General features: G+C 44.3%; 23 protein-coding genes. 11 read left to right on the plus strand and 12 right to left on the minus strand.

Annotated features, from left to right (window positions below):
* Both ACTJIX_RS03970 and ACTJIX_RS03975 read left to right on the plus strand, forming a co-directional pair.
* Nucleotides 1-1,977 (plus strand): MacB family efflux pump subunit, encoded by a 1,977-nt coding sequence (locus tag ACTJIX_RS03970; protein WP_440611185.1) that lies wholly within the window; start codon nucleotides 1-3, stop codon nucleotides 1,975-1,977.
* 10 nt (nucleotides 1,978-1,987) lie between these two features.
* Nucleotides 1,988-3,406, plus strand: coding sequence for an efflux transporter outer membrane subunit (locus ACTJIX_RS03975; RefSeq protein ID WP_440611186.1), 1,419 nt, complete (start codon nucleotides 1,988-1,990; stop codon nucleotides 3,404-3,406).
* Nucleotides 3,407-3,408: 2 nt separating this feature from the next.
* On the opposite strand, the gene ACTJIX_RS03980 is transcribed toward ACTJIX_RS03975, so the two are convergent.
* Both ACTJIX_RS03980 and ACTJIX_RS03985 read right to left on the minus strand, forming a co-directional pair.
* Nucleotides 3,409-5,241 (minus strand): tetratricopeptide repeat protein, encoded by a 1,833-nt coding sequence (locus ACTJIX_RS03980; RefSeq protein WP_440611187.1) that lies wholly within the window; start codon nucleotides 5,239-5,241, stop codon nucleotides 3,409-3,411.
* A 99-nt stretch (nucleotides 5,242-5,340) separates the two neighbouring features.
* Complete coding sequence (locus ACTJIX_RS03985; RefSeq protein ID WP_440611188.1) at nucleotides 5,341-6,111, minus strand: tRNA threonylcarbamoyladenosine dehydratase; 771 nt, start codon at nucleotides 6,109-6,111, stop codon at nucleotides 5,341-5,343.
* A 428-nt stretch (nucleotides 6,112-6,539) separates the two neighbouring features.
* Here ACTJIX_RS03985 and ACTJIX_RS03990 point away from each other — a divergent pair, with 428 nt between their 5' ends.
* Nucleotides 6,540-6,788 (plus strand): hypothetical protein, encoded by a 249-nt coding sequence (locus tag ACTJIX_RS03990; RefSeq protein ID WP_004813139.1) that lies wholly within the window; start codon nucleotides 6,540-6,542, stop codon nucleotides 6,786-6,788.
* Nucleotides 6,789-6,823: 35 nt separating this feature from the next.
* Here ACTJIX_RS03990 and orn read toward each other — a convergent pair whose 3' ends face one another.
* A complete protein-coding gene (orn, locus tag ACTJIX_RS03995) occupies nucleotides 6,824-7,378 on the minus strand; it encodes an oligoribonuclease (protein ID WP_004813140.1) in 555 nt (184 codons plus the stop codon).
* A 124-nt stretch (nucleotides 7,379-7,502) separates the two neighbouring features.
* Here orn and rsgA point away from each other — a divergent pair, with 124 nt between their 5' ends.
* The 4 genes from rsgA to secB all read left to right on the plus strand — a co-directional run bounded on the left by rsgA (nucleotide 7,503) and on the right by secB (nucleotide 9,836).
* Nucleotides 7,503-8,561, plus strand: a complete 1,059-nt coding sequence (rsgA, locus tag ACTJIX_RS04000) for a small ribosomal subunit biogenesis GTPase RsgA (RefSeq protein ID WP_440611189.1) — start codon at nucleotides 7,503-7,505, stop codon at nucleotides 8,559-8,561.
* Nucleotides 8,562-8,654: 93 nt separating this feature from the next.
* A complete protein-coding gene (locus ACTJIX_RS04005) occupies nucleotides 8,655-9,062 on the plus strand; it encodes a rhodanese-like domain-containing protein (protein WP_004813143.1) in 408 nt (135 codons plus the stop codon).
* Between the two features lie 22 nt (nucleotides 9,063-9,084).
* Entirely contained in the window at nucleotides 9,085-9,339 is a 255-nt protein-coding gene (gene grxC, locus ACTJIX_RS04010) for a glutaredoxin 3 (RefSeq protein ID WP_004813145.1), read from the plus strand.
* Between the two features lie 38 nt (nucleotides 9,340-9,377).
* Nucleotides 9,378-9,836, plus strand: a complete 459-nt coding sequence (gene secB / locus ACTJIX_RS04015; RefSeq protein ID WP_440611190.1) for a protein-export chaperone SecB — start codon at nucleotides 9,378-9,380, stop codon at nucleotides 9,834-9,836.
* A gap of 60 nt (nucleotides 9,837-9,896) precedes the next feature.
* Here the strand turns inward: secB and ACTJIX_RS04020 are convergent, their stop codons facing one another.
* The 6 genes from ACTJIX_RS04020 to ACTJIX_RS04045 form a co-directional block, all read right to left on the minus strand.
* The gene (locus tag ACTJIX_RS04020; RefSeq protein ID WP_440611191.1) at nucleotides 9,897-10,313 is read right to left on the minus strand and encodes a cytochrome b562; all 417 of its coding nucleotides are present in this window, start codon (nucleotides 10,311-10,313) and stop codon (nucleotides 9,897-9,899) included.
* A gap of 179 nt (nucleotides 10,314-10,492) precedes the next feature.
* Nucleotides 10,493-11,299, minus strand: coding sequence for an enoyl-ACP reductase FabI (locus ACTJIX_RS04025; RefSeq protein WP_004813155.1), 807 nt, complete (start codon nucleotides 11,297-11,299; stop codon nucleotides 10,493-10,495).
* Nucleotides 11,300-11,428: 129 nt separating this feature from the next.
* Nucleotides 11,429-12,250 carry a TatD family hydrolase gene (locus tag ACTJIX_RS04030; protein ID WP_440611192.1) on the minus strand — a complete coding sequence of 274 codons (822 nt, stop codon included), beginning with the start codon at nucleotides 12,248-12,250 and terminating at the stop codon, nucleotides 11,429-11,431.
* Entirely contained in the window at nucleotides 12,247-13,200 is a 954-nt protein-coding gene (locus ACTJIX_RS04035; RefSeq protein ID WP_163167182.1) for an RsiV family protein, read from the minus strand. Before ACTJIX_RS04035 ends, ACTJIX_RS04030 begins: the two co-directional genes overlap by 4 nt.
* 51 nt (nucleotides 13,201-13,251) lie before the next feature.
* Nucleotides 13,252-14,088 (minus strand): hypothetical protein, encoded by an 837-nt coding sequence (locus tag ACTJIX_RS04040; RefSeq protein ID WP_440611193.1) that lies wholly within the window; start codon nucleotides 14,086-14,088, stop codon nucleotides 13,252-13,254.
* Between the two features lie 91 nt (nucleotides 14,089-14,179).
* On the minus strand, nucleotides 14,180-15,772 hold the full coding sequence (locus ACTJIX_RS04045) for a peptide chain release factor 3 (protein ID WP_004813164.1): 1,593 nt from the start codon (nucleotides 15,770-15,772) through the stop codon (nucleotides 14,180-14,182).
* A gap of 303 nt (nucleotides 15,773-16,075) precedes the next feature.
* Here ACTJIX_RS04045 and ACTJIX_RS04050 point away from each other — a divergent pair, with 303 nt between their 5' ends.
* Entirely contained in the window at nucleotides 16,076-16,564 is a 489-nt protein-coding gene (locus ACTJIX_RS04050; RefSeq protein WP_440611194.1) for a PaaI family thioesterase, read from the plus strand.
* A gap of 14 nt (nucleotides 16,565-16,578) precedes the next feature.
* Here ACTJIX_RS04050 and ACTJIX_RS04055 read toward each other — a convergent pair whose 3' ends face one another.
* Both ACTJIX_RS04055 and ACTJIX_RS04060 read right to left on the minus strand, forming a co-directional pair.
* Nucleotides 16,579-18,639 (minus strand): bifunctional diguanylate cyclase/phosphodiesterase, encoded by a 2,061-nt coding sequence (locus ACTJIX_RS04055; RefSeq protein ID WP_440611195.1) that lies wholly within the window; start codon nucleotides 18,637-18,639, stop codon nucleotides 16,579-16,581.
* Between the two features lie 450 nt (nucleotides 18,640-19,089).
* The gene (locus ACTJIX_RS04060) at nucleotides 19,090-21,279 is read right to left on the minus strand and encodes a carboxy terminal-processing peptidase (RefSeq protein ID WP_406612445.1); all 2,190 of its coding nucleotides are present in this window, start codon (nucleotides 21,277-21,279) and stop codon (nucleotides 19,090-19,092) included.
* 200 nt (nucleotides 21,280-21,479) lie between these two features.
* On the opposite strand from ACTJIX_RS04060, the gene nagZ reads away from it, so the two are divergent.
* Nucleotides 21,480-22,505: a beta-N-acetylhexosaminidase gene (gene nagZ, locus ACTJIX_RS04065; RefSeq protein ID WP_440611196.1), complete on the plus strand. Its 1,026-nt coding sequence runs from the start codon at nucleotides 21,480-21,482 to the stop codon at nucleotides 22,503-22,505.
* A gap of 115 nt (nucleotides 22,506-22,620) precedes the next feature.
* Nucleotides 22,621-23,487: a class I SAM-dependent methyltransferase gene (locus tag ACTJIX_RS04070; RefSeq protein ID WP_004813186.1), complete on the plus strand. Its 867-nt coding sequence runs from the start codon at nucleotides 22,621-22,623 to the stop codon at nucleotides 23,485-23,487.
* Nucleotides 23,488-23,541: 54 nt separating this feature from the next.
* Here ACTJIX_RS04070 and ACTJIX_RS04075 read toward each other — a convergent pair whose 3' ends face one another.
* Nucleotides 23,542-24,879, minus strand: a complete 1,338-nt coding sequence (locus ACTJIX_RS04075) for an alpha/beta fold hydrolase (RefSeq protein WP_440611197.1) — start codon at nucleotides 24,877-24,879, stop codon at nucleotides 23,542-23,544.
* 325 nt (nucleotides 24,880-25,204) lie between these two features.
* On the opposite strand from ACTJIX_RS04075, the gene ACTJIX_RS04080 reads away from it, so the two are divergent.
* The gene (locus ACTJIX_RS04080) at nucleotides 25,205-26,467 is read left to right on the plus strand and encodes a glutamate-5-semialdehyde dehydrogenase (protein ID WP_004813189.1); all 1,263 of its coding nucleotides are present in this window, start codon (nucleotides 25,205-25,207) and stop codon (nucleotides 26,465-26,467) included.
* Nucleotides 26,468-26,685: the final 218 nt, after the last annotated feature.

Below are 26,685 nucleotides of genomic sequence, written 5' to 3' on the forward strand. Positions count from 1 at the left end.
ATGAATCAACAACAACAGCCTCTGTTAGAGGTCAAGAATCTGATTCGTGAATTCCCAGCGGGTGAAAGTACGGTTCAGATTCTCAAGGGTGTTAACCTCGAAATCTATCCCGGCGAGCTGGTTGCCATTGTTGGTCAGTCCGGTTCAGGTAAATCAACCTTAATGAACATTTTGGGTTGTCTGGATAAACCCACTGCTGGCAGCTATAAAGTCAAAGGGCGTGAAACCCGCGAACTGGAAGCGGACGAGCTGGCCCAGTTACGCCGTGAATACTTCGGCTTTATTTTCCAGCGTTATCATCTTCTTGGTGACTTGAATGCTGCAGGCAACGTTGAAGTGCCTGCCATTTACGCGGGGGCGGACTCAACTGAACGTCATGAGCGTGCTGTCAAATTGCTGACAGATTTAGGGCTAGGTGAAAAAACCGAAAACCGTCCAAGTCAGTTGTCTGGTGGTCAGCAGCAGCGTGTTTCAATTGCTCGAGCTTTAATGAATGGTGGTGACGTTATTCTTGCCGATGAACCAACAGGGGCATTAGACAAGAATAGCGGTATTGAAGTAATGCGCATTTTGCGCGAGCTGAATGCCAAAGGTCATACCATTATTCTGGTCACACATGATCATAATGTGGCCAAGAATGCGACCCGTATTATTGAGATTTCAGACGGTAATATTATTTCTGACCAGCAAAATGTACCTGAAGTCGATGATGGTCTTACAAAGCAAACACTAGAACGCAGTGAACAGAAGAAAATCTCCAGCTGGCGTTCAGCAGTAGATCGTCTCGGTGAAGCATTCCGTATGGCGCTACTGGCCATGAATGCCCACCGCATGCGAACCTTTCTGACCATGCTTGGGATTATTATCGGGATTGCCTCCGTGGTTTCCGTGGTTGCGCTGGGTAACGGCTCGCAAAAGCAGATTCTGGAAAATATTAGCAGTCTCGGGACCAATACTATTACTGTATTCCAGGGCCGTGGCTTCGGGGATAATTCACGGTCCTCCCAAGCCAAAACCCTAATTCCTGCCGATGCGGATGCTCTGGCAGAACAGCCCTATGTTGATGGTGTCAGTCCATCGGTCAACAGCAGTGTCACTGGACGGTATAAAGAAATTGAAGCTTCAACCACCGTCAACGGCGTCAGTGAAGACTTCTTCTATGTCAGAGGTATGACTTTTAAGTCCGGTCAGCCTTTTGATAAGGAAAGTGTTACGGAACAGGCCCAAGATGTGGTCATCGATACCAATACCCAAAACACTTTCTTCAAAGATGGCACCAATCCGGTTGGACAGGTGATTCTGCTGGGTAGTGTACCAACCCGAGTAATTGGGGTCATTGATGCGCAAAAAGGCATGATGGGCAACAATGATACGCTAAATGTATACCTGCCTTATTCAACTGTCATGAGCCGTATGCTGGGACAGTCCAATGTGCGTCAGATCATTGTACGTATTAAAGATGAGTACCCAAGTGCCGCGGCTGAAAATGCGATCCTGAACTTACTGGTACAGCGCCACGGTGCGCAGGATGTATTCACCCAGAATGCGGACAGTATTCGTGAAACCATTCAGCAGACAACCCAAACCATGACCTTGCTGATTTCTGCAATTGCAGTCATTTCTCTGGTCGTCGGTGGTATTGGCGTGATGAACATCATGCTGGTATCGGTAACAGAACGTACCCAGGAAATTGGGGTACGTATGGCTGTTGGTGCTCGTCAAAGTGATATTCTGCAGCAATTCCTGATTGAAGCAGTACTGGTGTGTATTCTGGGCGGTATTTTGGGTGTGCTGCTATCCCTCGGTATTGGTCAACTCATTACCCATTTTGCTGGAGGTACTTTCCAGATGGCTTATTCGACCACTTCAATTGTGGCAGCTTTTATCTGCTCTAGTCTGATCGGTATTGTGTTCGGCTTTATCCCGGCGCGTAATGCAGCACGACTGAATCCTGTCGATGCTCTCTCTCGAGAATAAGGAATCTGATATGCAAATGAATTTAACCAAACTTGCCAGTGCCCTGCTCCTCGGGAGTTCACTGGTGGGATGCGCAGCTGTGGTAAAAACACCTTATGAACAGCCAAGCATAGCTGTGCCTGGCAGTTTTCAGAATAATACTGCGCTAAGTAAGCAGATTTATGATGATGTCCTGGCTGATCAATGGTGGACCTTATTTAAAGATCCTCAACTGAATACGCTTGTCGAGGATGTATTATCACGCAATAGCAACCTTGCAGTAGCCGGGATTAACCTGCAACAGGCACGTATTCAGGCCAGACAAACGCAAAGCCAGCAAGGTGTACGCATCGGTGATGCACGTGTTTCAACTGGTCGTCAGTTTAGTCTGGATGGTGACGGGGACCGTTCTACTGGGGTTTCATTAGGTTATCCTGGTCTTAGTTATGAGCTGGATCTATTTGGCAAGCTCGCCAATCAGACTGAAGCAGCCCGCTGGGAAGCTCGTGCTACTGAACAAGACTTGCAGGCAACGGCGCAAAGCCTGATTGGAACGACTGCACAGCTTTACTGGCAATTGGCTTATTTAAATGAGCGCTATAGTGTCGTACAGCACAACCTGGCAACGGCACAGAAGACTTATGACCTGGTACGGGTACAGTATCGTGCTGGTGCCGTTTCTGGCTTGGACCTGACCCAGGCCGAGCAGGCGATCCAGAGCCAGCAAGCTACTTTAAGTCAGATCGAGCAACAACGCGTTGAAACACGTACCGCACTTGCAGTCCTCATGAATATGCCGGTGCAGCAGCTTTCTATTCAGGAACCACAACGTCTGCCGAATATTGCCTTGCCTGCGATTGCAGCGGGTTTGCCTGCAAGTCTGCTGTCACGTCGTCCAGACTTAAATGCTGCTGAATTGCGTTTACGTAAAGCGCTCGCCAATAAAGATGCTAACAAAGCCAGCTATTATCCATCAATTAGTCTGACCGGTAGCTTAAGTACGGGTATTGGTACCAGCACGTCTTTGTCAGATGCGCTAAAAAATCCGGTTGCAACATTGGGCGCAGGTCTCACCTTGCCCTTCCTGCAATGGAATGACATGAAGCGTGATCTACAAGTGAATGAACTGGAATATGAAAAAGCAATTCTGCAATATCGCCAAACCATTTATGAAGCTTTTGCCGATGTAGAAAATGCCCTGTCAAATCGTACTGAGCTGACGAAACAGGTCGAGCTACAGCGTCGCAATGTCGAGCTGGCAGAGAAAACAGAACGTTTGACTGAAGTGCGTTATCGTAATGGTGCAGTTGCCTTGAAGAACTTACTTGATGCGCAGGAAACCACACGTAATGCGCGCCTCAGTCTGGTACAAACGCGTCAAAATCAATACAACGCTTACGTCACTTTGCTGCAGGCGCTGGGTGGTAGTCCAATCAAGCAATTACCATAATATTATGCCAGTCTATTTTTCATTTGCAGATAGGCATTTAAATTGTTGAGCTGCTCCTGTGAAGCCGCATGTCCTAGCAAACTTCCCTTCTCTAGCCATGTTCGGGCAAGCGTTACATCACGATTTACACCAATACCCTTGGTGTATACACGTCCCAGATGACCATAAGCGTCAGCATTGACCTGTGCAGCAGCTTTATAATAGAACTGGATTGCTTGATCCATATTAGCTTCAACGCCAATACCGTGCTCCATCACTTCCCCGAGCGCATTCAAGGCCATGGCATTTTGCTGGGCAGCTGCCTGCTTTAAATAATTCAGACCTAAAGCAGTCTCTTGCTCTACGCCTTCACCTTTAAGATAACTCATACCGAGCTGTGCTTGTGCCTGTGCATGACCGAACTGGGCCGCTTGATGCAAATAGCGTTTGGCCTGATCTTCGTCTATAGTAAATACCGGATATTGACCTGACAGTGCCTGATACAAATACCAGGCGGCATCAGCCGAACCTTTACTTACGGCCTGACTCAGATATTGAATGGCCTTGTCACGGTTGGGCAACGGATACTCGGGCAGGCTATAGAAACGCCCAACGATATAAATCAGATCCGCTTCAGATTGTGTATTAATATTCCAGTGCTGCTGCGCGATCTGCTGAATAATTTGCGTGGCTTTAGCGGTATCTTTAACTGTACCGATGCCATGCAGATAGCACAGTGCGAGACCCATCTGGCTATAGAAATAATCTGGATCAATCTTGGCAGCAGCCTGATACAGGCTAAACGCTTTTTCAGGCTCATTTGCGACCAGATAAGACTCATAATATAACGCTGCAATCATGCACAATGCTTGAGGAAACTGAGTATTCGCAGCCTCACTCCAATAGCGAAAAGCCATGGTTTCATTCTTATCGACAAACCAGCCATGAAAATAGGCTAAACCAAGTAAAGTTTTGGCTTGAACATCTTTATGCTCATAAGACAGCTGTTGCAAATGCTGCAAGATCCGCTGTCGCTGATCAGCATCAATCGTACCTAGTAATACACCAGCATAATATTCATACAAACCATTCTGATCGCCCAAATTAACGCTTTGTTTAATGAAGCGTAAGGCTTTTGACTGATCCTGTGGTAATAGCTCACCGCTTACATACAGTTGTGCAATCTGTTGGGTTGCTTCGAGATGATCTTGCTGCGCGGCCAGAAACAGATAATGGATTCCCAAGCTTAAATCTTGGGTGGTACCCTCTGCCAAATAGTGTTGTGCCAACTGGTACTGTGAACCAGAGTGTCCCTGATCTGCATTCTGAATCAACAGTTGTAGACGATGCTGTTCTGCCGCATCCTGAGTGGGTTCGGACAATTCGGTGATTCGATACTGGGCTTCCAGATTACCGCGTGCCACAGCATGACGATACCAATACAGTGCTTTTTCGCAATCTTGATGCTGATAGCGGTCATCCTCAAAGACCTGACCCAGATGGTAAGCAGCTTCATCACTACCAAGACGGAATGCATTTTCAAACAGATTAATCGCATTTTCGGTACTTTGCGGACGCCCCAAACCTTTAAGTTGCATCAGCCCCATACCGACATAGGCCTGAGGGATTTCCTGCTGTTGAGCCAGATCCTGATAGATCTGATAGGCACGCGCATAATTCGACTGCTGCCCTTCAGTACTGAGACGAGAAGCGTGCTTGAGCTGGGCCTCAATCTGTTCAATCCATAGGTCATGTTGCACTGCCCTGGCTTGATCTCGTGTTACCGGGTCAGGACGCTTCCACATCCAGATCCCCAACGCCACGATTCCCAAAATCAGCACCAGTAAGAACCACATAGCTGCTCCCTGATATTGTTTTTTGTTATATGAATATAGTCTTCATTCTAAACGCAGGCACAAAAAAAGCACAGTAACTGTGCTTTTTTATTTTGTATATCAGGCTTTTGCTCGCTTCATATCCAGCTTTTTCAACACTTCTGATACTGCGATCATGGCAAAACTGGAAGTCACCACTACCGCTGAACCATAGCCACCACAACGTAAGCCCGCGCTTGGACAGACATCGGCACTGGAAAAGGGATTGTCGATTGAATAAACACAGGTGATGCCGAATTTTTCTTTCGGTTTTTTACAGATACCTTTTGCACGTAATTGCGCACGTAATTTTGCCAGCATCGGGTCCTGTTCAGTTTTGGATAAATCAGCCACCCGGATTTTTAATGGGTCTAGTTTACCGCCTGCTCCACCCGAGACAATCAGAGGAATTTTATTGAAACGGCAATGCAGCATCAAAGCAAATTTAGCTTTTACATCATCAATACAGTCCAGAATGATGTCAGGATTACCTGCCAGGATTTCTTTGAAATTTTCAGGCGAGAGATAGTCATCAATCAAGTTTACTTTAATACGTGGGTTAATCGCACGGCAGCGTTCTGCCATGATTTCAATCTTTTCACGGCCTAAGGTGGTCGTCATCGCGGGTAACTGACGATTGATATTCGATGCCGCCACTACATCCATATCAACAAGAGTCAGTTCACCGATTCCGGTACGTGCCAGTGCTTCGACTGCCCATGAACCGACACCGCCAATTCCAATCACCATCACATGACTGTTTTCATAATGATTAAAGCTGTCATCGCCATAAATTTTGGCTACACCGGCAAAGCGGCGGTCATATTCATCATCTTGAAGCAGATCAGTCATAGGTCATCAATAGCAAGAAAAACATCGGGGGCATTTTAGCAAATTCGCAGCCGGTTGACTGCCACTAAAATTCAGACACAAAATCAGTCAAAAAACTATTCTTTAACCATCCATAAAAAGCTTAAAATCGATCAAATTCTATTCGCCATTAAAATCATCACAATAGATCTTTTTCAAAAATCAAAAAATGATCGTTATATTCATATTTAAATGGATATTGAAAGTTCCTTCTCCCTCTAGAATGAGAAGTATTACTTCGCAAGAGGAGAAGGGAGATTTCTTAGATATAACCTTTTCCTTGCGCAGTAGTGCTACTCATCTCCTACAAAGAGGAGAATTTCATTTTAATGATTAAAAAATGATTTATGAAAGAAGCCTAATAACCAGAATATTTTAATCCTTCTCGGCTTATAGGGAGTCAGGTCAGTATGCTATTTAACGCTCTTTATGCACTCATGGTTGTTCTGTTCCTGCTTTATCTTTATGGCTTAGTTTTCAAAAAGCAGAAAAATTATTATATCAGTATCATGATTCGCTTACTGACTTTGGGATTATTTGCTTTAATTGTCTTTGATCAACATGAAACCCAGATCCATTTGGCTTTGGTCCTGCTCACCTGGGTACTGTTTGAAAGCAGCGACAATTTTTATAATAAAAGACTCTCTTCAAGTAAATAAAAAAGAGGCTTTACGCCTCTTTTTCAATGTCCGGATTACTTGTTCATAATGAAAAAATATTCACGATAGTATTTCAGTTCAGCAATTGAATCACGAATATCATCCATCGCCAGATGTGAAGCATTTTTCTTAAGACCACTCATGATTTCCGGACGCCAGCGTTTTGCCAACTCTTTCACTGAAGACACATCCAGGTTACGGTAATGGAAATATTGCTCCAGTTCTGGCATCAGACGGTGCAAGAAGCGACGATCCTGACAGATCGAATTACCACACATGGGTGATACTTTTGGATTGACCCATTTTTTCAGGAATTCAATGGTTTGTTGTTCAGCATCTTGTGCAGTAAGTTTGCTGCGACGCACACGCTCCACCAGACCCGATTGTCCATGTTGACGGGTATTCCATTCATCCATGGCATTGAGCACACGATCCGACTGATGAACTGCAAGGACAGGACCTTCGGCAAGAATATTTAAATTGTCATCGGTTACAATCGTTGCAACTTCAATAATCTGGTCATTGTCTGTATCCAGACCTGTCATTTCCAGGTCGATCCAAATCAGGCGGCTATCCGGGGTGCTGCTCATAAATGTGCAATCTTATTAGGCTATAAAACATTTATAGTAGCAAATTTATTACGTCGATGCTGTAACTGACACCCTGCTTCATGCTATTTTTGCCATCTCGCTCCCATGGTTTTTTAGGATTTGAATGGCTTTAATACGTAAACGTCGTTTAACTGAACAACAACAACGTCGTATTCAAAAACAGCACAAAACGCGTCAGGAAGAGGCGGATACCTCCCAAGACCTGGAAGGACTGGTCGTGCAGCATTATGGTCGACAGCTAGAAGTCCAGGCGCTTTCGGTTCCTGAACTGCATCCTGAAAAACCGGTGGTGGCTGAAGGTGAACCTGAACCCTTCTGGAAAGAAATTGAAATGGGCAGCGTGTGGCGCTGTCATACCCGTACTAACCTTGAATTGCTGGTCACAGGTGACCGGGTCAAATGGCAGGCTGATCCAAATACTGGCTTGGGAATTATCACTGCGATTCATCCGCGTAAATCACTGCTGACCCGACCTGACCGTTATCACAAGGTTAAACCGGTCGCAGCCAATATTTCCCTGATTGTGATTGTATTTGCACCATTGCCTGAGCCAGCACCAGGCCTGATTGATCGTTATCTGGTGGCTTGTGCCGATGCAGAGATTCACGCACTACTAGTCCTGAATAAATCAGACTTGCTCAAGGAAAATGATCCAATTCTGGAACTGCTCAAAGAATATGAAAATCTGGGTTATGAAGTCATGCAGACCCAGTCTGATGGAGATCTGACTGAACTTTCTGCGCGTCTCAATGATGAAACAGTCGCATTTGTGGGGCAATCAGGTGTAGGCAAAAGCACCCTGATCAATGCCATCGTGCCGGATGCAGCTCAAAAAACGAATGTTATTTCTGAAAACTCGGCATTGGGTCAGCATACAACAACTTCAACACGCCTGATTTCCTTTGGTGATGGCGCAGCGCTGATTGACTCTCCGGGGATTCGTGAATTTGGCCTGTGGCATTTGACTTTAGACAAGGTACAAACCGGTTTTCCAGAGATTGAAAATCTGCTAGGGCACTGTCAGTTCCGTAACTGCACGCATAAACATGAAAAGCAATGTGCTTTACGTCAGGCAGCAGATTCAGGTGAAATTTTGCCGCGTCGTTTGGACAGCTATCTGCGATTAATTGATGAAATCACGGAAGCTCAACAAAAAAATTGATATTCTTAAGCTTTAGCCCTTGAAGCGGTGATTTTGATCACCATATTTATGAGCTATACTCTTGGCAATTTTGAAATTGTAATTAGGTGAATTGTGGAACGTTGGTTCGAGTTTATGGGGAATCACCCCTTTTTGTTTGGTGCACTTGCAGCATTGGTGGTTTTGTTCTTCATTATCGAAGGTCAACGTAACGGTCGTAAAATTTCTCCGCAATCGCTGGGAATTTTGGTTAAGGCAAAAAATGCCATGCTGATCGACCTGCGTGATGCCAAAGATTTCCGTGAAGGTCATATCAGCGGTAGCCGTAATATTCCATACAGCCAAATTACCAAACATGTCGAAGAGTTAAAAACAGCAGATCGCCCATTGGTGTTCATTTGTAATCTTGGGCAAGTTGCAGGTACTGCGCTACAACAGGTCGGTCATGCAGATGCTTACCGTCTTGATGGCGGCATCAGCAACTGGAAAGCCCAAGGCTTACCTCTGGTGAAAAGTAAATAATTTACGATCAGGAGATTCATTCATGGCTGAAGTCATTATCTATTCAACGACTGTGTGTCCATACTGTGTCCGTGCAAAACAGCTCCTTGAGCGTAAGGGCGTAGAATATAAAGAAATCAATCTGTCTAAAGAAGATCCGCAGGTTCGTCTTGATTTGATGCAACGCACCAATCACCGTACCGTGCCACAGATTTTTATTAATGAACAATTTATCGGCGGTTTTGACCAGCTTTATGCTTTAGAGCGTGAAGGCAAACTCGACGAATTACTGGCTTAATTGCCCTTTAATTATCACCTCATATTAAGGATTAAAGAATGAGTGAAGAACAACAAGCTCAACCACAATTGGCATTAGAGCGTATTTACACTAAAGACATTTCTTTTGAAGTACCTGGGGCACAAGTTTTTACCAAGCAATGGCAACCTGAGCTGAACATCAATCTGTCTTCTTCTGCAGAAAAGATTGATCCAACTCATTTTGAAGTCGCTTTAAAAGTGGTAGTACAGGCAAACAACGAAGGTGATACAGCATTTATCGTTGATGTCACTCAAGCAGGTATCTTCCTGATTGATAGCGTTGAAGAAGAGCGTCTGCCTTATATTCTTGGTGCGTACTGCCCGAACATCCTGTTCCCATTCCTTCGTGAAGCAGTGAATGATCTGGTCACTAAAGGTAGCTTCCCACAGCTATTGCTTACACCAATCAACTTTGATGCTGAATTCGAAGCCAACATGCAACGTGCGCAATCTACTGCTGTTGAAGGTCAAGCTTAATCGTTTGATCCTGAATCAAAAAGACCGCAATTGCGGTCTTTTTTATGGTCTGTTTATAAGTTATTTAAAGGCTTGATGCCCCTGCTTTTTAATCTCATCCATTTTCACGGACAAATTTTGGGCTTCCTGCAACTGCTTAGCAGCAAGCAGCAAGCAGCAAGCAGCAAGCAGCTGTTCTGCCTTTTTAATCTCTATTAGTAAATCCTTTAGTAATCCCTGATAGGCCACTACATGTGCATCTTCGGCTTTCAGTTTTTGCAGCTTGGATGGTAAATGTTTTTGGTAGCTTTTTACAGTTTGCTGCATGATCTGTAATGCTGCTTGTGCCTCTTTAGAATCCTCTGCAGCTTTAAATTTTTTCAAATTATTATCCAGGTCACGCATGCTGTAATGCTGGTGCTCTTCTACTGCCATAGCCGAAGTTCCCAGACCTAAGCCTATGATGAAAATGATGCTAATCCACAGTGATTTAAACATGTTTATTTTCCTGGTTTTTTTGTTTTAAGCATCTTAATGGCAAAGTATTAAAAGATAGATTATCTTCATCCTATTTTTTAGACTTGATGTCATCAGATTTACATCATTGTCCATTAGCATAAAAAATAAAAACCCCTCAATTGAGGGGTTTTCTTTGCTTGAAATAAGTATTAAAAATCTTATTCTGCATCCAGCATCAGCTCTGCGCTCATGCCAACCGTATTATAACCGGCATCAACATACATGATTTCGCCAGTGATGCCATTTGCCCATGGTGAGCACAGGAACAATGCTGCATTACCAACATCTTCAATGGTGACATTACGTTTAAGCGGAGCCACTTTTTCATTCAAATCCAGCATTTTACGGAAAGATTTAATGCCAGACGCTGCAAGGGTACGGATTGGACCAGCTGAGATGGCATTAACGCGGATACCGTCTGTGCCCAAGCTAGATGCCAGGTAACGTACACCCGCTTCTAGTGATGCTTTCGCCAGACCCATTACGTTGTAGTTCGGCATCACGCGCTCAGAACCTTGATAAGTCAGAGTGAGTAGACAACCTTGGCGTGCAGCTAAAAGTGGCTTTGCAGCACGTGCCATCGCGATAAAGCTATAAGCACTGATGTCATGTGCAATCTTGAAACCTTCACGATCCGTCACATCTGTAAAATCACCGTCTAAGGTATGTGCAGGTGCAAAACCGATTGAATGCACGACTCCATCCAGACCATCCCAATGTTTTGCCAGTTCTGCAAATGCATGGTCAATTTCTGCATCTACCGCCACATCACAAGGAAATACCAATTCAGAACCGAATTGTGCAGCAAAATCATCTACACGTTTTTTCAGCTTTTCATTTGGATAGGTAAAAGCAAGTTCTGCACCTTCACGGTGTAATGCCTGAGCAATACCAAAAGCAATTGATAATTTACTTGCAATACCTGCGATCAGGAAGCGCTTACCCGCCAATAGTCCTTGTGCCATGTGAATCTCACTCAAAATAATTTATATGCATGATGCCAAGTCTAAAGCATTTTAGAAATTGCATAATGCGCCTTTTTTCATTGGATCATACATTGAAATACAGTTTCCGATTGATGCAAGGATTTTATATTAGATATCCAGATGCAAAGCCTGATGGGAATTTTTCCAGAGCTGGTCTGCCAGTTCATCTTGATCCATGTGCAAACTTTTGGCCAGTCCTTGCAGAACGTAGGGCAGATTTGCAGGAGTGTTGCGGGTACGCTGTTCAGTAGAATGCTGACAACATAAGGGTGTCATGTCTGGACAATCGGTTTCAAGGACCAGATGTTCTGGGCCCATCTGCTGTACCACCTGATGCAGTTTTCTGGCATTGGGATTGGTAATTTGTCCTGTCACCCCAATCTTGAAACCCAGTTTGACAAAAGCCTTGGCTTCTTCAATCCCACCACCAAAGGCATGCGCAATACCGCCCTGTTGAAATTGATGCTCTTTCAGTATTTTGAGTACTTCCGCATGGGATTTACGGATATGCAGTAAAATCGGTTTGTCATATTGCTGTGCCAGTTCAATCTGAGCAGCAAAAAAGTCTTTCTGCTTCTGGAAAATTTCTGCTTGCTTATGCTGTTTCAGAAATGTATCCAGACCGATTTCACCAATGGCAATACAGCCTTCAGTTTGCAGGATCTGCTCTAAATCCTGCAAATGATCCTGCTGATGTTGCTCGATATAAAAAGGATGTAAGCCGGGGGCTAAATAGCTCCTTGGCGCATCGGCAAGATCATTTAAAAAATGCTGGGTTTGAATCAGGTCCTGAAAACGCTGCTGTAAAAAACCGATTAGAATTAGCCCTTCCACGCCTGCCTTTTTAGCGGCATAAGCTAACTGTTCCCGATCATGATCAAAATCAGGAACATCGAAGTGGGTATGCGTATCAAACAGTTTTAGGCTCATTTTGCAACTTGAGCTTCTGAAGCAGCCTGTTCAGTTTTCGGCAGATACTCTGGTTTTAAGATTCCCTGTAAATCACTATAAGGAATATTTAAACGCGGCAAGCCGACCACATAAGGTCCAATTTCATATTCTGCATATTGCAGTGCCAGACCTTGTTTGGTCAGGAAGAAATTATCCGTTAACTTGAATTTCCAGGCCTGCTCGTATTCTGCAACATCAGTTGCCAGCTCTGAATCAATTACCCAGGTTTTAAAGGCTTCATGCGCTTTGGCTTCCAGTTGCGCCTTTTGTTTTGGCAGGACAATATCATCCAGTTTGACCAGCTTTTTACTATCCAGGTCAAAGTTATAATAGTTCTGTGCAGTAGAACCATGTGCCCCACCCAGATAATGTGTGCTATTTAATACTACTGTTGCCAGCGGATTTCCAGGATTCAGGATCTTCGGCTTGATCATCAGGCTAATACTGTGATTGGCACTGAGTGCTTTCAGCTCCTTGTCCAGATTCAGGAAAGTCTGCATATAAGGAATAGTCTGCTTTTCCAGCTGCTGACGTGCACTGAGCTGGGGTTGAGTTACAGCTGCCTCTGAAGCTGCGGATTGAACAGGTGTTGGCTCACTGGCAGCTTGTACTTTCGCTGACGTAATCGCATCAACATCAAGCATACCCTTCAGTCGGGTTAAAATCTGTTGATCAATAAATTCATCAATAAAACGCTGATTACTGTTCAGACGTTCAATGGTGATTTCAGGACAGCTTTTACCATCACATTCCGGGAGATCCAGGTTAAGCTTTTCGGTTTCACCCTTGAGCTGGACGATTTCAGGCTCTGCCTGAGTGACTTCCGGTGGATTAACCTCTTTGGCTTCCTTTTCTCGAGGTTGACAGGCAGTCAACAGAATCGCTGTCGCCAGTACAGACAGGCCGAATATCTTGTTATATTTTGGCATTCAATAACCTTTTGTGTTACATCACATTCCACCCGTTCTCGGGCATCAATCCTAAAACATATGCTGATACACTTCAGCTTTCAAGACCTGTTGTGTTTGTTCTTGACTAAGATAAATATCAAGTTGTTTAGCATCCTTGACAATTTCCCCACCACGATAATGCAGCCCAATCCCCTCCTGATCAAAGAACCAGTCAGCTTGCCCCCAATACAGTTTTTTCGGGGCAGTTTGTCGGACTTCTTTACTATTTTCTTTTAGCCATTTTGCATAAGCATCTTGCACGATCTTGTCCATCGTGACCCGTCTTTGTGGATCAATAATATCTAAGGCCGTCAGATTTTTTTGACTGCGGCGATCTGCCACATAAAAATAATAGCGTTCCTTCACCGTAACATTTTCCTGCTCTGTATCCACCCCAATCTGCATTAGCACATACTGATTATGCTGATAAGGGATGCGGGTATACATGGAGAGTTGATAGGCTTTATTGATTTTAATCTGTTCCTGCCAGGTATCTGACTTTTTTACATAGGCATTGACGGCCTGCTGTAAGCTTATGTCCTGCTGCTGATCTTTATCCCGAATCTGATCCTGAATCACCAGTGCCTGTTTACGTTCCATCCACTGGTTCAGCCATGGATCTACCGTTTCCAGGGTCTGAATATCCAGTTCGATACAGTTTTTGTTTTCACAAAATGGGAGTGCAATCTTGGCCGGCTGTTCCTGAATATTCAGATAAGGCAATACATCTGCCTTTTCTACTTGCTCAATTTCGACTACCGTATCCTGAGTTTTTGTTTCTGGTTCTGATTTTTTTTGATCGCAGGCGCTCAGCAATAATCCTAAACTGATTGCTGAACTCAGCATGACTGTATTGCTAAGTTTCATATTACCAAGCAAATTTGAAAAGATAAGTGAATGTAGCACAAAATAAAACAGCTTCCTGAGAAGCTGTTTTATTTTTAAATCATTTTATTACTTAGTGTTCACGGGTATTGCGGAACACGATGTCAGGGTAACGTTCCTGCATCAGTTGCAAATTGACACGGCTTGGTGCCAGATAAGTCAGGTGGCCGCCACCATCAACAGACAACTGGTCATGGGCTTTTTTCTTGAATTCATTAAATTTCTTTTCATCATCACAAGAAACCCAACGCACAGTATTAATACTCACTGGCTCGTACACGCAGTCTACTTTGTATTCTTCTTTAAGACGATACGCCACCACTTCAAATTGCAGCACACCCACCGCACCAACGATCAGGTCATTATTATGTTGCGGCATGAAGACCTGAGTTGCGCCTTCTTCAGAAAGCTCTTTCAGACCTTTTTGTAACTGCTTAGATTTCAATGGATCTTTCAGACGTACACGGCGGAACATTTCCGGCGCAAAGTGTGGAATACCTGTGAACTGCAGATCTTCACCTGAAGTAAAAGTATCACCAATCTGAATAGTACCGTGGTTATGCAGGCCAATAATATCGCCTGGCCATGCTTCTTCCAGATGCTGACGGTCACCCGCCAGGAAGGTCAATGCATCACTAATACGTACATCTTTACCCAGACGCACATGCTTCATTTTCAGGCCTTTTTCATACTTACCTGAACAGATCCGCATGAAGGCAATACGGTCACGGTGCTTCGGATCCATATTGGCCTGGATCTTGAAGACGAAACCACTAAAACCTTCTTCAGTTGCTTCAACTTTACGGTTTTGGGTTGGATGCGCTTTCGGCTCTGGTGCGTATTCACTAAATGCATTCAAGACATGGTCTACACCAAAGTTACCTAATGCCGTACCGAACAGCACTGGTGTTTGGCGACCTGCCAGGAATTCTTCACGGTCTAATGGCTCATTGGCCATTTGAACCAGTTCAAGAGATTCTTCAAATGCTGCCCATGCCAGCTCACCTACTTTTTCACGCAGGTCTGCATGGTCATAACCATCACGTACTTCGATGTCAGTAATCACTGAACCGAAACCCGCCTTATAGACATAGAATTTTTCTTCAATCAGGTTGTATACACCAGCGAAGTCACGACCAGTACCCAGCGGCCAAGTGATTGGCACACATTTAATTTTCAGGACGTTTTCGATCTCATCCAGAAGCTCAAGCGGCTCACGGATTTCACGGTCCATTTTGTTGACGAAAGAGATGATTGGTGTATCGCGCATACGACACACTTCCATCAATTTAATGGTACGGTCCTCGACACCTTTTGCACCATCAATTACCATCAGCGCCGAGTCCACAGCAGTCAGGGTACGGTAGGTATCTTCCGAGAAGTCTTCATGCCCCGGGGTATCGAGCAGGTTGATCATCTTGTCTTTAAATGGGAACTGCATGACCGAGGTCGTGATCGAAATACCACGTTCCTTTTCCATTTCCATCCAGTCCGAAGTCGCCGCACGGTCAGACTTACGGCTTTTTACCATACCGGCAACCTGGATTGCCTGTCCCCATAACAGCAGTTTTTCTGTCATGGTCGTTTTACCGGCATCGGGGTGGGAAATAATTGCGAAAGTACGTCGCTGAGCGACCTGCGCCGCTAACTCTTGTTTAAAACTCATGGAAAATACCTACTGCAGATCCGCAGTGCAAAAGATCAAGCACGATCAATATGAAAAATTGACGATATTGTAGCAGAATTTCTAAATGCAGTACTCATTCCTCAATGCCCACCCTCTCCTGCACTTTTCCTTTATAGAATGGACAGTTTTTTAGAAGAATACCGTCTTCAGGTTGAAATTTCGGGAGAAATATCGACTTTTATCTCATGGTGAAACCTATTTAAATAGATTTATATTTTAAGAGATCATTTAGCCTTTATAAATTTATTGAAGCGACTGATCACATTTAAATAAGGATAAAAAATGACAAGGATTGCCTTTCAGGATCTGTATGCTGAACCCTACACCCACTGTTATGGCTGTGGACGTGACAATCCACATGGTCATCAACTGAAAAGTTATTGGGATGTCCCTTTTGTACAGACTATTGCACATATTTGCCCCGCCTCTCATTATACCGGCGGTGTACCCGATCATCTGTATGGTGGCTTGATTGCATCTCTTCTAGACTGTCATGGGACCGCCTCTGCGGCAGCATTTAAAAGCCATGCAGCTGGCATCGCCTTTGACGGTGGTGAAGCCTTAATTCGATGTGTCACTGGTAGTCTGAATATTCAGTTTATTCGACCGGTACCTGTGAATACTGAATTGGTGTTGACGGGTCGATTACTGAAAATTGAAGGCCGAAAAATCCAGATTGTACTTTCTCTGTCTGCCCATCAGATTGAATGTGCTCAAGCTGAAATGCTCGCTATTCAAATTAAGCAGCTCCTGAATTCAGAGGCTGATTGATAAAATTAAACAGATTAAGAAACGATAGCGGCTTCGGGTAAATCCTTCACACTAACTGGTCTACTGAATAGGAATCCTTGTAACTGCTGGCAACCCAAACGGGTCAGGATGTCTGCCTGTAGCTGAGTTTCCACCCCTTCAGCAGTGACCTGTAAACCTAGCTTAATTGCAAGATGGATAATACTTTCCAGGATCATCTCTTCCTTGGAACCTGCGGTCAGGTCTGCAATAAATTCTTTATCGATTTTCAGCTCATTCACTGGCAGGTTCTTCAGATACAGGAAACTGGAATGCCCTGTACCAAAGTCATCAATTGCCAGCTGAATCCCCATATCACGCAAGCGTTCCAGGGTACGCACACTGCTATCAATATGATGCATGGCTGTAGATTCAGTAATCTCAATCATCAAGTGATTCGGATTAATCTGGTAACGTGCTAACAGTTCTTCCAGATTTTTAAACAGGTTCTTATGTTCAAACTGCACGGCAGACAAATTAACAGCAATCGGGAAGAAATTCGTTCCTTTCGTTTCCCATTGATGAATCTGTTTACAGGCCTGCTCCAGTGCCCAATACCCCATCTGAATAATCAGGCCGGTTTTTTCTGCCCCCCGGATAAACATTACTGGTGATAACAAGCCCAGTGCCGGGTGCCGCCAGCGGATCAAGGCTTCAACCCCACAAATCTGCAAATCTTCGGTACGATATTTAGGCTGGTAATACAGCTCAAACTGGTGTTCTTCGACCGCTTTATACAGGTCATTAATCAGCTTGCTCTGACTTCTGGATTCCTTTTCATCATTACTGAAATTGAACAATGAATAGGTATTACGCCCCTGATTTTTGGAAGTCAGCATAGCTGAATCGGCATTGATCAGAAGATCCTGAACATTTTGACCATGTTCCGGGTACATTGAAATACCAATACTCCCTGAAACATTAATCACCTTGCCAGCAATCATAAAGCTTTCCTGAATCATGCTTAAAATTTTTTCAGCGACTTCAGCGGCCTGTTGCGGTTCTGCATTTTCTAGAATCAACAAGAATTCGTCACCCCCAATTCGTAGCAATCTCGAGTGCTCATTGAGTAAACTATGAATCCGGTTAGCCAGCTGGATCAGGAGCTGGTCCCCCACATGATGCCCAAAGACATCATTTACTGCTTTGAAGCGGTCAAGATCAATATACAGAAAGGCAAACTGTGCATTACGGTAATGATGATCATTAAACAGAAAGTGAGAATATTCTGCCAGATAAAAACGATTGGGTAACTTGGTTAGATTATCCTGTACAGCCAGATTGGCCAGCTCTTTATTGGCCTCAGCCAGCTGACGATTGCGATGCTCAAGACGCTGTTCCAGCATGGCTACACAGAAACCGGCAACAAGAACCAGACAGGTAATGAAAACTATAGTAATCAGCAATTCGCGCTCAAGCTTGGACATTTCGGCCAAGCCCTCACCCACTATGGAATGAAAACTGGTCGCTGCCATCCCGGTATAGTGCATCCCGACAATGGAAAAAGTTAGCATCAATGCCACACCGGCTTTCAGCCAGAAGCTACGGCGAGCAATACTGCGATTCTTAAACAGCATCCAGAAGCCTAAACCAGCCCCGCTAATCGCAATGAGTACCGAACAGATCACCAGTACCGGATCATAGCGGATCACATAACCCTGCACCACCATACTCATCATGCCGGTGTAGTGCATGCCGGAAATTCCCAGCCCCATTAATACCGCGCCGAGTACCAGACGGGGGAAAGGTAGGGTTTGTCGTGTCGTCAGCCATATGGCAAAGGTCGAGGCGATAAAAGTAATAATGTAAGAGGTAACAGTCAGTCCGGAATCAAAATAGGTATTGTCTGGCAAATGACTGGCGGTCATGCCGACAAAGTGCATACACCAGATAGAGAATCCTAAAATCGCACCACTTGTAACCAGAATCAGCTTTTCATATTTGGGAGGAGCTTTATCAAATAACAGCTGTTCAATTGAAATGGCGAGAAAACAAACCACCAAAGCTACAATGAGCGAGCCTATAACCAGATTAATGTCATAATGAACATGAATCATATAAGAGTCCTGTAGAAACTTGCTTTCCCGAACTGCTTAAGCCCACATTGCATCTTTACCTGCCTAACTCGAGGGCACCCAAGAACATTGCTCAACCCATACACCCTTGGTCATATTTGACCCATAAAAATTTTTTAATTTATCGATACTTGAACCGCAATATTTAAAGCACAACAAAAACTATAATTTTACTGACTTAAATCCAAATCTGACAAAAATAAGAAATATGTGACATATATTAAAAGTGTTTCAAGCTTTAGCAAATGGTTAAATTCATTCATTGACTAGAATTTAGCAGATCTAGATCACAACATTATGAATTTCAACAAAACAGATAGCATTTTTAACACTTATCAACTTTTATCTTGTTTACTATTTTTCAACAAAAAATAGAAAAACAGCCTGCATATGCAGGCTGTTAGTCAAATTAAATTCTTCAATTCTGAATAACTATTTCGCCTTTCCTTGTAAACGCGCATAGTCATGCAAAACATTGGCAGCTTCTACAACAAATACTTCCTCTTCAGGGAGCTGCGGACGATCTTTAGCTTTCATCTTGGCACGTGCTTCAATCAATGCATCCATTGAGGCCTGATAGCTTTCCCAGTTTGGATAAGGTTTCTGACCCGTTGCTGCACGACGTGCATTTTCAGATTCCAAGGTCTTACGTTCAAGTTCCAGCAATTCCGCTTTACGCTGATTCAGATCCAATACTAGACGCTTTTTCTCGTCAGTTTTCTTGGCAATCGCTGTACGTTGCTCAAGATACTTGAATTGTGGATCCAGATTGACACGAACCTGTGAGCTCTTGATCAGATCAGGTACATATTTCTGTACTTCACCTTCACGTTTAAAGGGTGCTGTCGGAATGGTATCCCACTGCAAGGCATTTTTAGCCTTACGCTCACCAAACTCTTCATTGTAAATATCGACCAGCTTGATATCGGGGACCACACCCTTGTTCTGGGTACTGCCACCAGTGATACGATAGAACTTACGTTGCGTCAGTGTAGCCTGTCCATGTGCCAAGGTATCCAGCTGTACTTGTGCCGTACCTTTACCTGTCGTGGTGCTACCAATGACAATACCACGTTCATAATCCTGAATTGCAGCAGAGTAGATTTCACTTGCCGATGCAGAAGCGAGGTTGACCATGACCGCCAGTGGACCAGCATAGGTCTGTGCACCGCCATCATCATCTTCAAAGACACTTACATTGCCATTGCCATCACGAATCTGTACCACTGGACCAGACTTGATCACTTGCCCCAGCATACGTGCAACTTCTTCTAATGAACCACCTGGATTATTGCGTAAATCAACAATAATCCCTTCAACATTTTTGGCCGAAAGTTCTTTCAGGGCATTGTTGGTATCTTCAGATACAGAACGATAATCTGTACCTGCACGTCGTGCGCGATAGTTTAAGTAAAAAGATGGAATTTCAATCACACCATATTGATACTTCTTGCCATCTCGCTGAATCTCGACCACACGGGTACGTACGCCAGCATCTTCTTCCTGGATCACATCACGGGTAATGGTGACATTACGCGCCTGTCCCAGTGTTGCGCCAGCGCCCAGCAATTTCAAAGTAACTTTAGTGCCACGTTTACCACGAATCAGACCGACAATTTCATTACTCGGCCAACCAATGACATCGACCATTGGTCCGCCATCCTGAGCGACCCCAATAATACGGTCACCGGATTTCACCTGACCTGATTTACTCGCCGGACCACCCTCCACAATAGTTTCAATCTTGGTGTAGTCTTCATTGCCACGTTCTGGGCGAATTGAAACACCCACACCTTCAAGCTGTAAAGTCGTTTGGCGGTTCAGCTCCATCGCATCCACAGGCGGGAAATAATTGCTATGTGGATCATAGGTCAGCATCATGGCATTCAGCGTTTTATCCAGCACATCATCGCTCTTGATGCGACTTAAACGTTCAAGCTGACGGGTATAACGCTTGGTTAAGGTCTGTGCCGGTGTCAAATCCTCTGGACCACTCAGATCCTGACCATTGGCCAGTTCTGGGTTGTCTTTTAATGCTTTTTGTTTGGCCTGCTCTTCTTCTTTACTGATGGTCAGATTAATCAGCTGAGAAACCAGCATTTTTGACCAGTAAGCGCGTTGTTCTTCAGGTGTCTTGAAGAATGGGGCTTTCTCACGGTCAGTCTCAATATAAACATTACTTTGATTCAGGTTTTGAGGCTTTTTCAGTTCATCCAGCATAAAGGTATAGAACTGCTTGAGGCGTTCACTATAGTGTGCATGAATCTCAAATGGACCAGCCAGATTGCCTGATTTCAAGTTGGCACCAAAATTGGCACCATAACGTTTTTTATAGTTATCAATTTCAGGTGCCAGGAACAGGCTATGCTCCGGATCCAGGCTATCAATATAAAAATCAAAAATGCGCTGTGAGGTTTGAGCATCTAGACGCATATTCAAATAGTGCTGACGATCCACTAAAGTAGCCAGCTGTCTAGATACGAGCGCTTGTTCTTGAGATGGTTGAAGGGTTTTGCTTACGACTTCTGATTTTTCAGCAGCAATCGCGTCGCTCACCACATGGGTAAAAAAGAATCCGCCTGTCGCAACTGCAACTGCGCAAGCTACTGTTTGAAGTTTCATAAATAATTCGTACTTCCTTGGTCTTTTGACCAATTTAACCGTGTCGTTTTCCGATCTGAAATAAACGTATCCGCGATCTTAAACAACTTAATAAGTTTATGTTGTGTAGTTTTATCATATTCTGTGCAGTCAAAGTGTAGCAAAAGATTGCAGAAATCAGGTATTGTTTTCGCTGAAAAATTCTAATATGGACACCGCATATGATTGGCGCATTGATGCTCGACATCGCTGGCACTCACCTTACCCAGGAAGATATTGAACTGCTACAGGCTCCGCAGGTTGGCGGGGTCATTCTGTTTGGCCGTAATATTGAATCACCTGCACAGGTTCGCGCCCTGACAGATCATATGCGTCAGATTCGCCCGGATATTTTGATTGCAGTCGATCAGGAAGGTGGTCGCGTTCAACGCTTAAAACAGGGCTTTACTTTACTCCCGGCCATGGGTCGTTTTGGAGAACTTTACCAAAGCGAACCTGAACGTGCATTACAACTGTCAGAGAAATGTGGCTGGTTAATGGCAATTGAAGTGCTGGCAGTCGGCATTGATTTTAGTTTTGCTCCTGTGCTGGATCTGAATGACATCAGCGATGTTATTGGTGACCGTAGTTTTGCCACAAATATTCAGGACATCATTCCACTGGCAAGCGCTTTCCTGAAAGGTATGAAACGTGCTGGCATGGCATCGACCGGCAAACACTTCCCGGGTCATGGTTCTGTAAAAGCCGATTCTCATGTGGCAGCGGCCGTAGATCCACGCAGCTATGAAGAAATCCAGCAAAAGGACATGCAAACCTTTATTCAGCTACAGTCACAACTGGATGCCTTGATGCCAGCACATGTGATCTATAGTCAGGTCGATCCCAATCCAGCCGGTTTTTCAGAATTCTGGATTCAGAAAATCTTGCGTCAGGAACTTGGTTTTGACGGTGTATTGTTCTCGGATGATTTGAGTATGCAAGCCGCCTGTGTCGCAGGTGGCGCTGATACCCGTATTCAGGCAGCGCTGAAGGCAGGTTGTGATATGGGTCTGGTCTGTAACGACCGGGCAGCACAATGTCTGGCACTTGAGGGGATTGTAGATTTACCATTACCGAATCAGGAACGTTTAGAGCGTATGCGCGGTCGTATTCCTCAGATTCAGATTAATGATGTTTTAGATCTTGGCAAAGAATGGCGTCAGGTTCGTGATGAAATTACAGGATTTAGAAATCAGGTGGCTTCATAAGCATATTTGGGTAATACGATTTAGGAATACGATAAAAGGAACACCATAAGTGTTCCTTTTTGTTTATGATGTAAAAATACAAAAACTTATACAATAACAATAAGGTCAGGAAGACATGACACAACCACTCTCGCAACATCGACATATCTCTTTTACTGCGCACTATACCGGCTATATCTGGTACCAAATGGGAATTTCTCATCCAGTGTTTGCGACTGGACGAGGTAAATTTCTCGCTGCATTGGTCCATCCCTTGGAAACCTGGGCTGAAAAGCACGTGGGCGGCAGTATGCGTACTACCTTAAAACAGCGCCACCAGATGATTGATGAACATCTCTGTCAGCTCATTACTCAGCACCCACAGCTACAAGTACTGGAAATTGCTTGCGGACTATCTCCGCGTAGCTGGAATTTCAGACAAAAATTTCCTAAAATCAATTACCGCGAACTTGATCTGCCAGATATGGCCAAGATCAAAACTCAGGCGCTGAAAATTCTGGATCAGGATGCACCAGAAGTCTTGACTGCTGATATTTTTAGTGCAGAGCTGGCCAATATTTTTCAGGTTTTTGATTCTGAACGACCACTAGTAGTCATTAGCGAAGGACTGATTAACTACTTTGACAAGGACATGTTGCACACCTTATTAAAAGGTATTGTCGAGTATGGACAACGCTTTCCGGAAATTCATTACCTCAGCGATATTTACCCTGAACCCGTGAAGAATCGATTAGCCAGCTTTATCTGGACATGCAGCCGCTTACTAAAGTTTATGTCACGTAGTGCTTTTACTTTCCACTTTAAATCACCACAAGAATTACAGCAGTTTTGTCAGCAGACCGGTTTTATAGAGGTAGAAGTAAAACAGCCGCAGCGCTATTTTGCCCAACCTCAGCAGTCCAATCCCACAATTGAACAAGATGAACATTTAGGTGATCTAGTCTGGATGATTCATGCGACCAAAAAAAACAGCGTTGAATAACGCTGTTTTTTTTCAAAGTATCTATTTAACTTTCAAATTCAGGCCGGGAGCATTCTAAACGACTGCATCCAGCACTTGTGCTTCAAGTAAAGCTTTTTGAGTCTGCACAAAACCTAGCAAACGTTCCGCCACTTCAAAACTACCGTGCTTAAACAAGGCACGAATCTGCGTTTCATCATGCTGGAAAATCAGGCATTCAATTTTGAACTCACCTTCTTCATCTTCCAGATGCAAAGCCAAATCCCTTGGATACTGGATGGCCTGCTGCACCTGCGCTTCTTCCATTTCAAATAAGACACCAAAGAAACTTAAATCCACAATGGTGGTAGGCAAACGCAGATCCGAGTGTCGATGGCTCAGGAAACGTTCTGGCTCTTGTACCGGAATACGGTCTTCACCACGACGTTCAAGTTTCAGCATCTGTTCCCGAGTAAAGGGAATAATCCCTTCCAGCTGATCTACGGGTTCATCACGCAGGAAAGTGGCGAACAGATGCATGGTTTCTTTACGGCGCTGCAGCTGCGGTACATGGTCGGCACTGGCAATCTGTACATACTGCATGTCTGGACACTGTAGGGCAAAGCCAGCATTTTCATGCGGCAGGGTAAAACTGTCATATTGGCCGCAAGCAACGAGTACTTTACATTGTGGAATGGGTACATGTTTCAGGCGTAATAGACGGTTGCAGTTAACATCATAACGATCCTGCTCAGTTGCGGTAAACTCTGCCATCTGTCTAAAAAACAGACGCTTGGCCGTCGGTGACATACGGGTTTCTTTTAAACGGGCATGATTGACCAGATACAAAATGACAGCTTGACCAAACTCGTCCATACGCCCTTCTTTCATCAGGTGCAGGGATTCTTCCAGCAACATCCGCCAGCTCTTGCGGGTTTTTTGCATCACCCCCATCAGGATCATGCGATCCACCAGCTCAGGACGCTGATCTGCCAAACAGGAAGCCACGACAGATCCTAATGACATGCCCAATACTGCAACCTTAGGCAAGCACATTTGCTCTAGCCAGCGCCCTAGCATGCCTGCGAGATCTTCCAGTTCCAGAGAGCCTGCAGAGACGCCAGTATCCACATTGGTGATCTGCTGGTTAGCGCCCATTGAAGGCAAGTCAATCAGGATGATTGGACCTGCAGCGAACAGCTGCTCTACACAGTATTTATAGGAATTAAAGTTCTGAAATGCCCCACCAATAATAACCATCGGTGTCATATGCAGGGTTTCAGGGCGGGCAATTGCCATATATTCAATTTTCCAGCCATCCATCCAGGTCGTACGTGGTGGCTGTTTAAAACTGTTTTTATCGTATAGTTCAAAAAACGCATAGTGGCTGTGTTGCTCAATGCGGTGGTGGTCCATCTGGATAATGGAATTCATCTTCCTTTCCTCCATCCTTGCCTTATTTTTATTGTGCAAGCAATTATTGAGAGATTTCATGCTTCAAGATCAAATGTGAAAGACCTGAATACGCGTCCTACTCTTTATTTATTATTGAATTCGACATCAATGTCGCTGTCATTCATTCTATACAGAGGTTCTTTTTACAAGCAACTAATCTTGCAACCGCTTGTCTGCTTTTAAAGATAAAACGATTTCAAAATGTTTAACGATTGTAAAAGCACATGAAATTTAGCCAGCAGACTTCATTGTATCGGCTCAGGCTGTTAATATCAGAAGGATATTTCTAAGTGATCGAACCGCTATGCAAGAGTCTATTGAACAATATATGCAAACGGTAGGACAGCAGGCTCGTCAGGCTTCACGCGTCTTGGCGCGTGCGTCCACCCAAACAAAAAATGATGCATTGTCAGCAATTTATACTGCTTTAAAAAACAGTGAAGCTGCGATTTTGGCTGCCAATCAGATTGATATGGCCAAAGCGCATAGCAATAATCTGGACAGTGCTCTCCTCGATCGCTTAGAACTGACTCCCGCACGCTTCAAAGGCATGCTACAGGGCTTAAATGATGTGATTAGCCTGGTCGATCCGATTGGTGAAATTACCGATATGGCCTATCGTCCATCTGGTATTCAGCTGGGTAAAATGCGCGTACCTCTGGGCGTAGTCGGCATGATCTATGAATCACGTCCAAACGTGACCTTGGAAGCAGCATCTTTAGCACTGAAATCTGGTAATGCCATTATTTTACGTGGTGGTTCGGAAGCACTTGAATCTAACCAGGCCATTGCCAAAGCGATTCAGCACGGCTTGCAGGTTTCAGGCTTACCAGAAGCAGCTGTGCAAGTGATCAATACCACAGACCGTGCAGCAGTGGGTCAGCTGATTACCATGTCTGAATATGTCGATGTGATTGTGCCTCGTGGTGGTAAGGGCCTGATTGAACGCATTACCAATGATGCGCGTGTACCAGTAATTAAGCATCTTGACGGTAATTGTCATGTTTATGTAGAAGCACAGGCAGACTTGCTCAAAGCCTTACCTATTGCCCTGAATGCTAAAACTCATCGCTATGGTGTATGTAATGCCATGGAAACTTTGCTGGTCGATGAAAAAGTTGCGGAAGAGTTCCTGCCACGTATTGCCGAACTTTATGAAGAAAAGCAGGTAGAACTGCGTGGTTGTCCTGCAACTCGCCGTATTCTGGAAAATGCAGTACCTGCTTCAGAAGAAGACTGGTATACCGAATATCTTGGTCCGATCCTGGCAGTTAAGGTGGTTTCTGGCGTTGAAGAAGCGATTGAACATATCAATAAATATGGTTCACATCATACCGATTCAATCATCACTGAAAACTACAGTATTGCGCGCGAATTTTTAGCTGGTGTGGATTCAAGCTCGGTAATGATTAACGCCTCTACCCGCTTTGCTGATGGCTTTGAATATGGTCTCGGTGCGGAAATTGGTATTTCAACCGACAAGATTCATGCCCGTGGTCCGGTTGGCCTTGAAGGTCTGACTTCACAGAAATGGATCGTATTTGGTGACGGCCAGATTCGTCAATAACAATGCAGTAAAAAATCATTTTCAGCTCTGTTCGCGCAGGGCTGATTTTTTATAGAAGTGAATGAAGAAAATAAAAAAACAGCTCAGTGAACCTTCAGGTCACCTTTTATGAAGATTATCTTTGGAAATTTGTAGCTTGTTTAAATTTCCAGCAATTCAATGTATAAACTATAAAAAGTGAATCTGTTTAGCGTGCTTTATAAGGTTTATTGGCTCAA

This window comes from Acinetobacter sp. 22323 (genome assembly GCF_052044895.1).
Classification (GTDB): Bacteria; Pseudomonadota; Gammaproteobacteria; order Pseudomonadales; family Moraxellaceae; genus Acinetobacter; species Acinetobacter schindleri.

Coding starts and splice junctions, on each gene's coding strand:
- ACTJIX_RS03970 (WP_440611185.1), top strand. CDS start 1: ATGAATCAACAACAACAGCCTCTGTTAGAGGTCAAGAATCTGATTCGT.
- ACTJIX_RS03975 (WP_440611186.1), top strand. CDS start 1,988: ATGCAAATGAATTTAACCAAACTTGCCAGTGCCCTGCTCCTCGGGAGT.
- ACTJIX_RS03980 (WP_440611187.1), bottom strand. CDS start 5,241: ATGTGGTTCTTACTGGTGCTGATTTTGGGAATCGTGGCGTTGGGGATC.
- ACTJIX_RS03985 (WP_440611188.1), bottom strand. CDS start 6,111: ATGACTGATCTGCTTCAAGATGATGAATATGACCGCCGCTTTGCCGGT.
- ACTJIX_RS03990 (WP_004813139.1), top strand. CDS start 6,540: ATGCTATTTAACGCTCTTTATGCACTCATGGTTGTTCTGTTCCTGCTT.
- orn (WP_004813140.1), bottom strand. CDS start 7,378: ATGAGCAGCACCCCGGATAGCCGCCTGATTTGGATCGACCTGGAAATG.
- rsgA (WP_440611189.1), top strand. CDS start 7,503: ATGGCTTTAATACGTAAACGTCGTTTAACTGAACAACAACAACGTCGT.
- grxC (WP_004813145.1), top strand. CDS start 9,085: ATGGCTGAAGTCATTATCTATTCAACGACTGTGTGTCCATACTGTGTC.
- secB (WP_440611190.1), top strand. CDS start 9,378: ATGAGTGAAGAACAACAAGCTCAACCACAATTGGCATTAGAGCGTATT.
- ACTJIX_RS04020 (WP_440611191.1), bottom strand. CDS start 10,313: ATGTTTAAATCACTGTGGATTAGCATCATTTTCATCATAGGCTTAGGT.
- ACTJIX_RS04025 (WP_004813155.1), bottom strand. CDS start 11,299: ATGGCACAAGGACTATTGGCGGGTAAGCGCTTCCTGATCGCAGGTATT.
- ACTJIX_RS04030 (WP_440611192.1), bottom strand. CDS start 12,250: ATGAGCCTAAAACTGTTTGATACGCATACCCACTTCGATGTTCCTGAT.
- ACTJIX_RS04035 (WP_163167182.1), bottom strand. CDS start 13,200: ATGCCAAAATATAACAAGATATTCGGCCTGTCTGTACTGGCGACAGCG.
- ACTJIX_RS04040 (WP_440611193.1), bottom strand. CDS start 14,088: ATGAAACTTAGCAATACAGTCATGCTGAGTTCAGCAATCAGTTTAGGA.
- ACTJIX_RS04045 (WP_004813164.1), bottom strand. CDS start 15,772: ATGAGTTTTAAACAAGAGTTAGCGGCGCAGGTCGCTCAGCGACGTACT.
- ACTJIX_RS04050 (WP_440611194.1), top strand. CDS start 16,076: ATGACAAGGATTGCCTTTCAGGATCTGTATGCTGAACCCTACACCCAC.
- ACTJIX_RS04055 (WP_440611195.1), bottom strand. CDS start 18,639: ATGATTCATGTTCATTATGACATTAATCTGGTTATAGGCTCGCTCATT.
- ACTJIX_RS04060 (WP_406612445.1), bottom strand. CDS start 21,279: ATGAAACTTCAAACAGTAGCTTGCGCAGTTGCAGTTGCGACAGGCGGA.
- nagZ (WP_440611196.1), top strand. CDS start 21,480: ATGATTGGCGCATTGATGCTCGACATCGCTGGCACTCACCTTACCCAG.
- ACTJIX_RS04070 (WP_004813186.1), top strand. CDS start 22,621: ATGACACAACCACTCTCGCAACATCGACATATCTCTTTTACTGCGCAC.
- ACTJIX_RS04075 (WP_440611197.1), bottom strand. CDS start 24,879: ATGAATTCCATTATCCAGATGGACCACCACCGCATTGAGCAACACAGC.
- ACTJIX_RS04080 (WP_004813189.1), top strand. CDS start 25,205: ATGCAAGAGTCTATTGAACAATATATGCAAACGGTAGGACAGCAGGCT.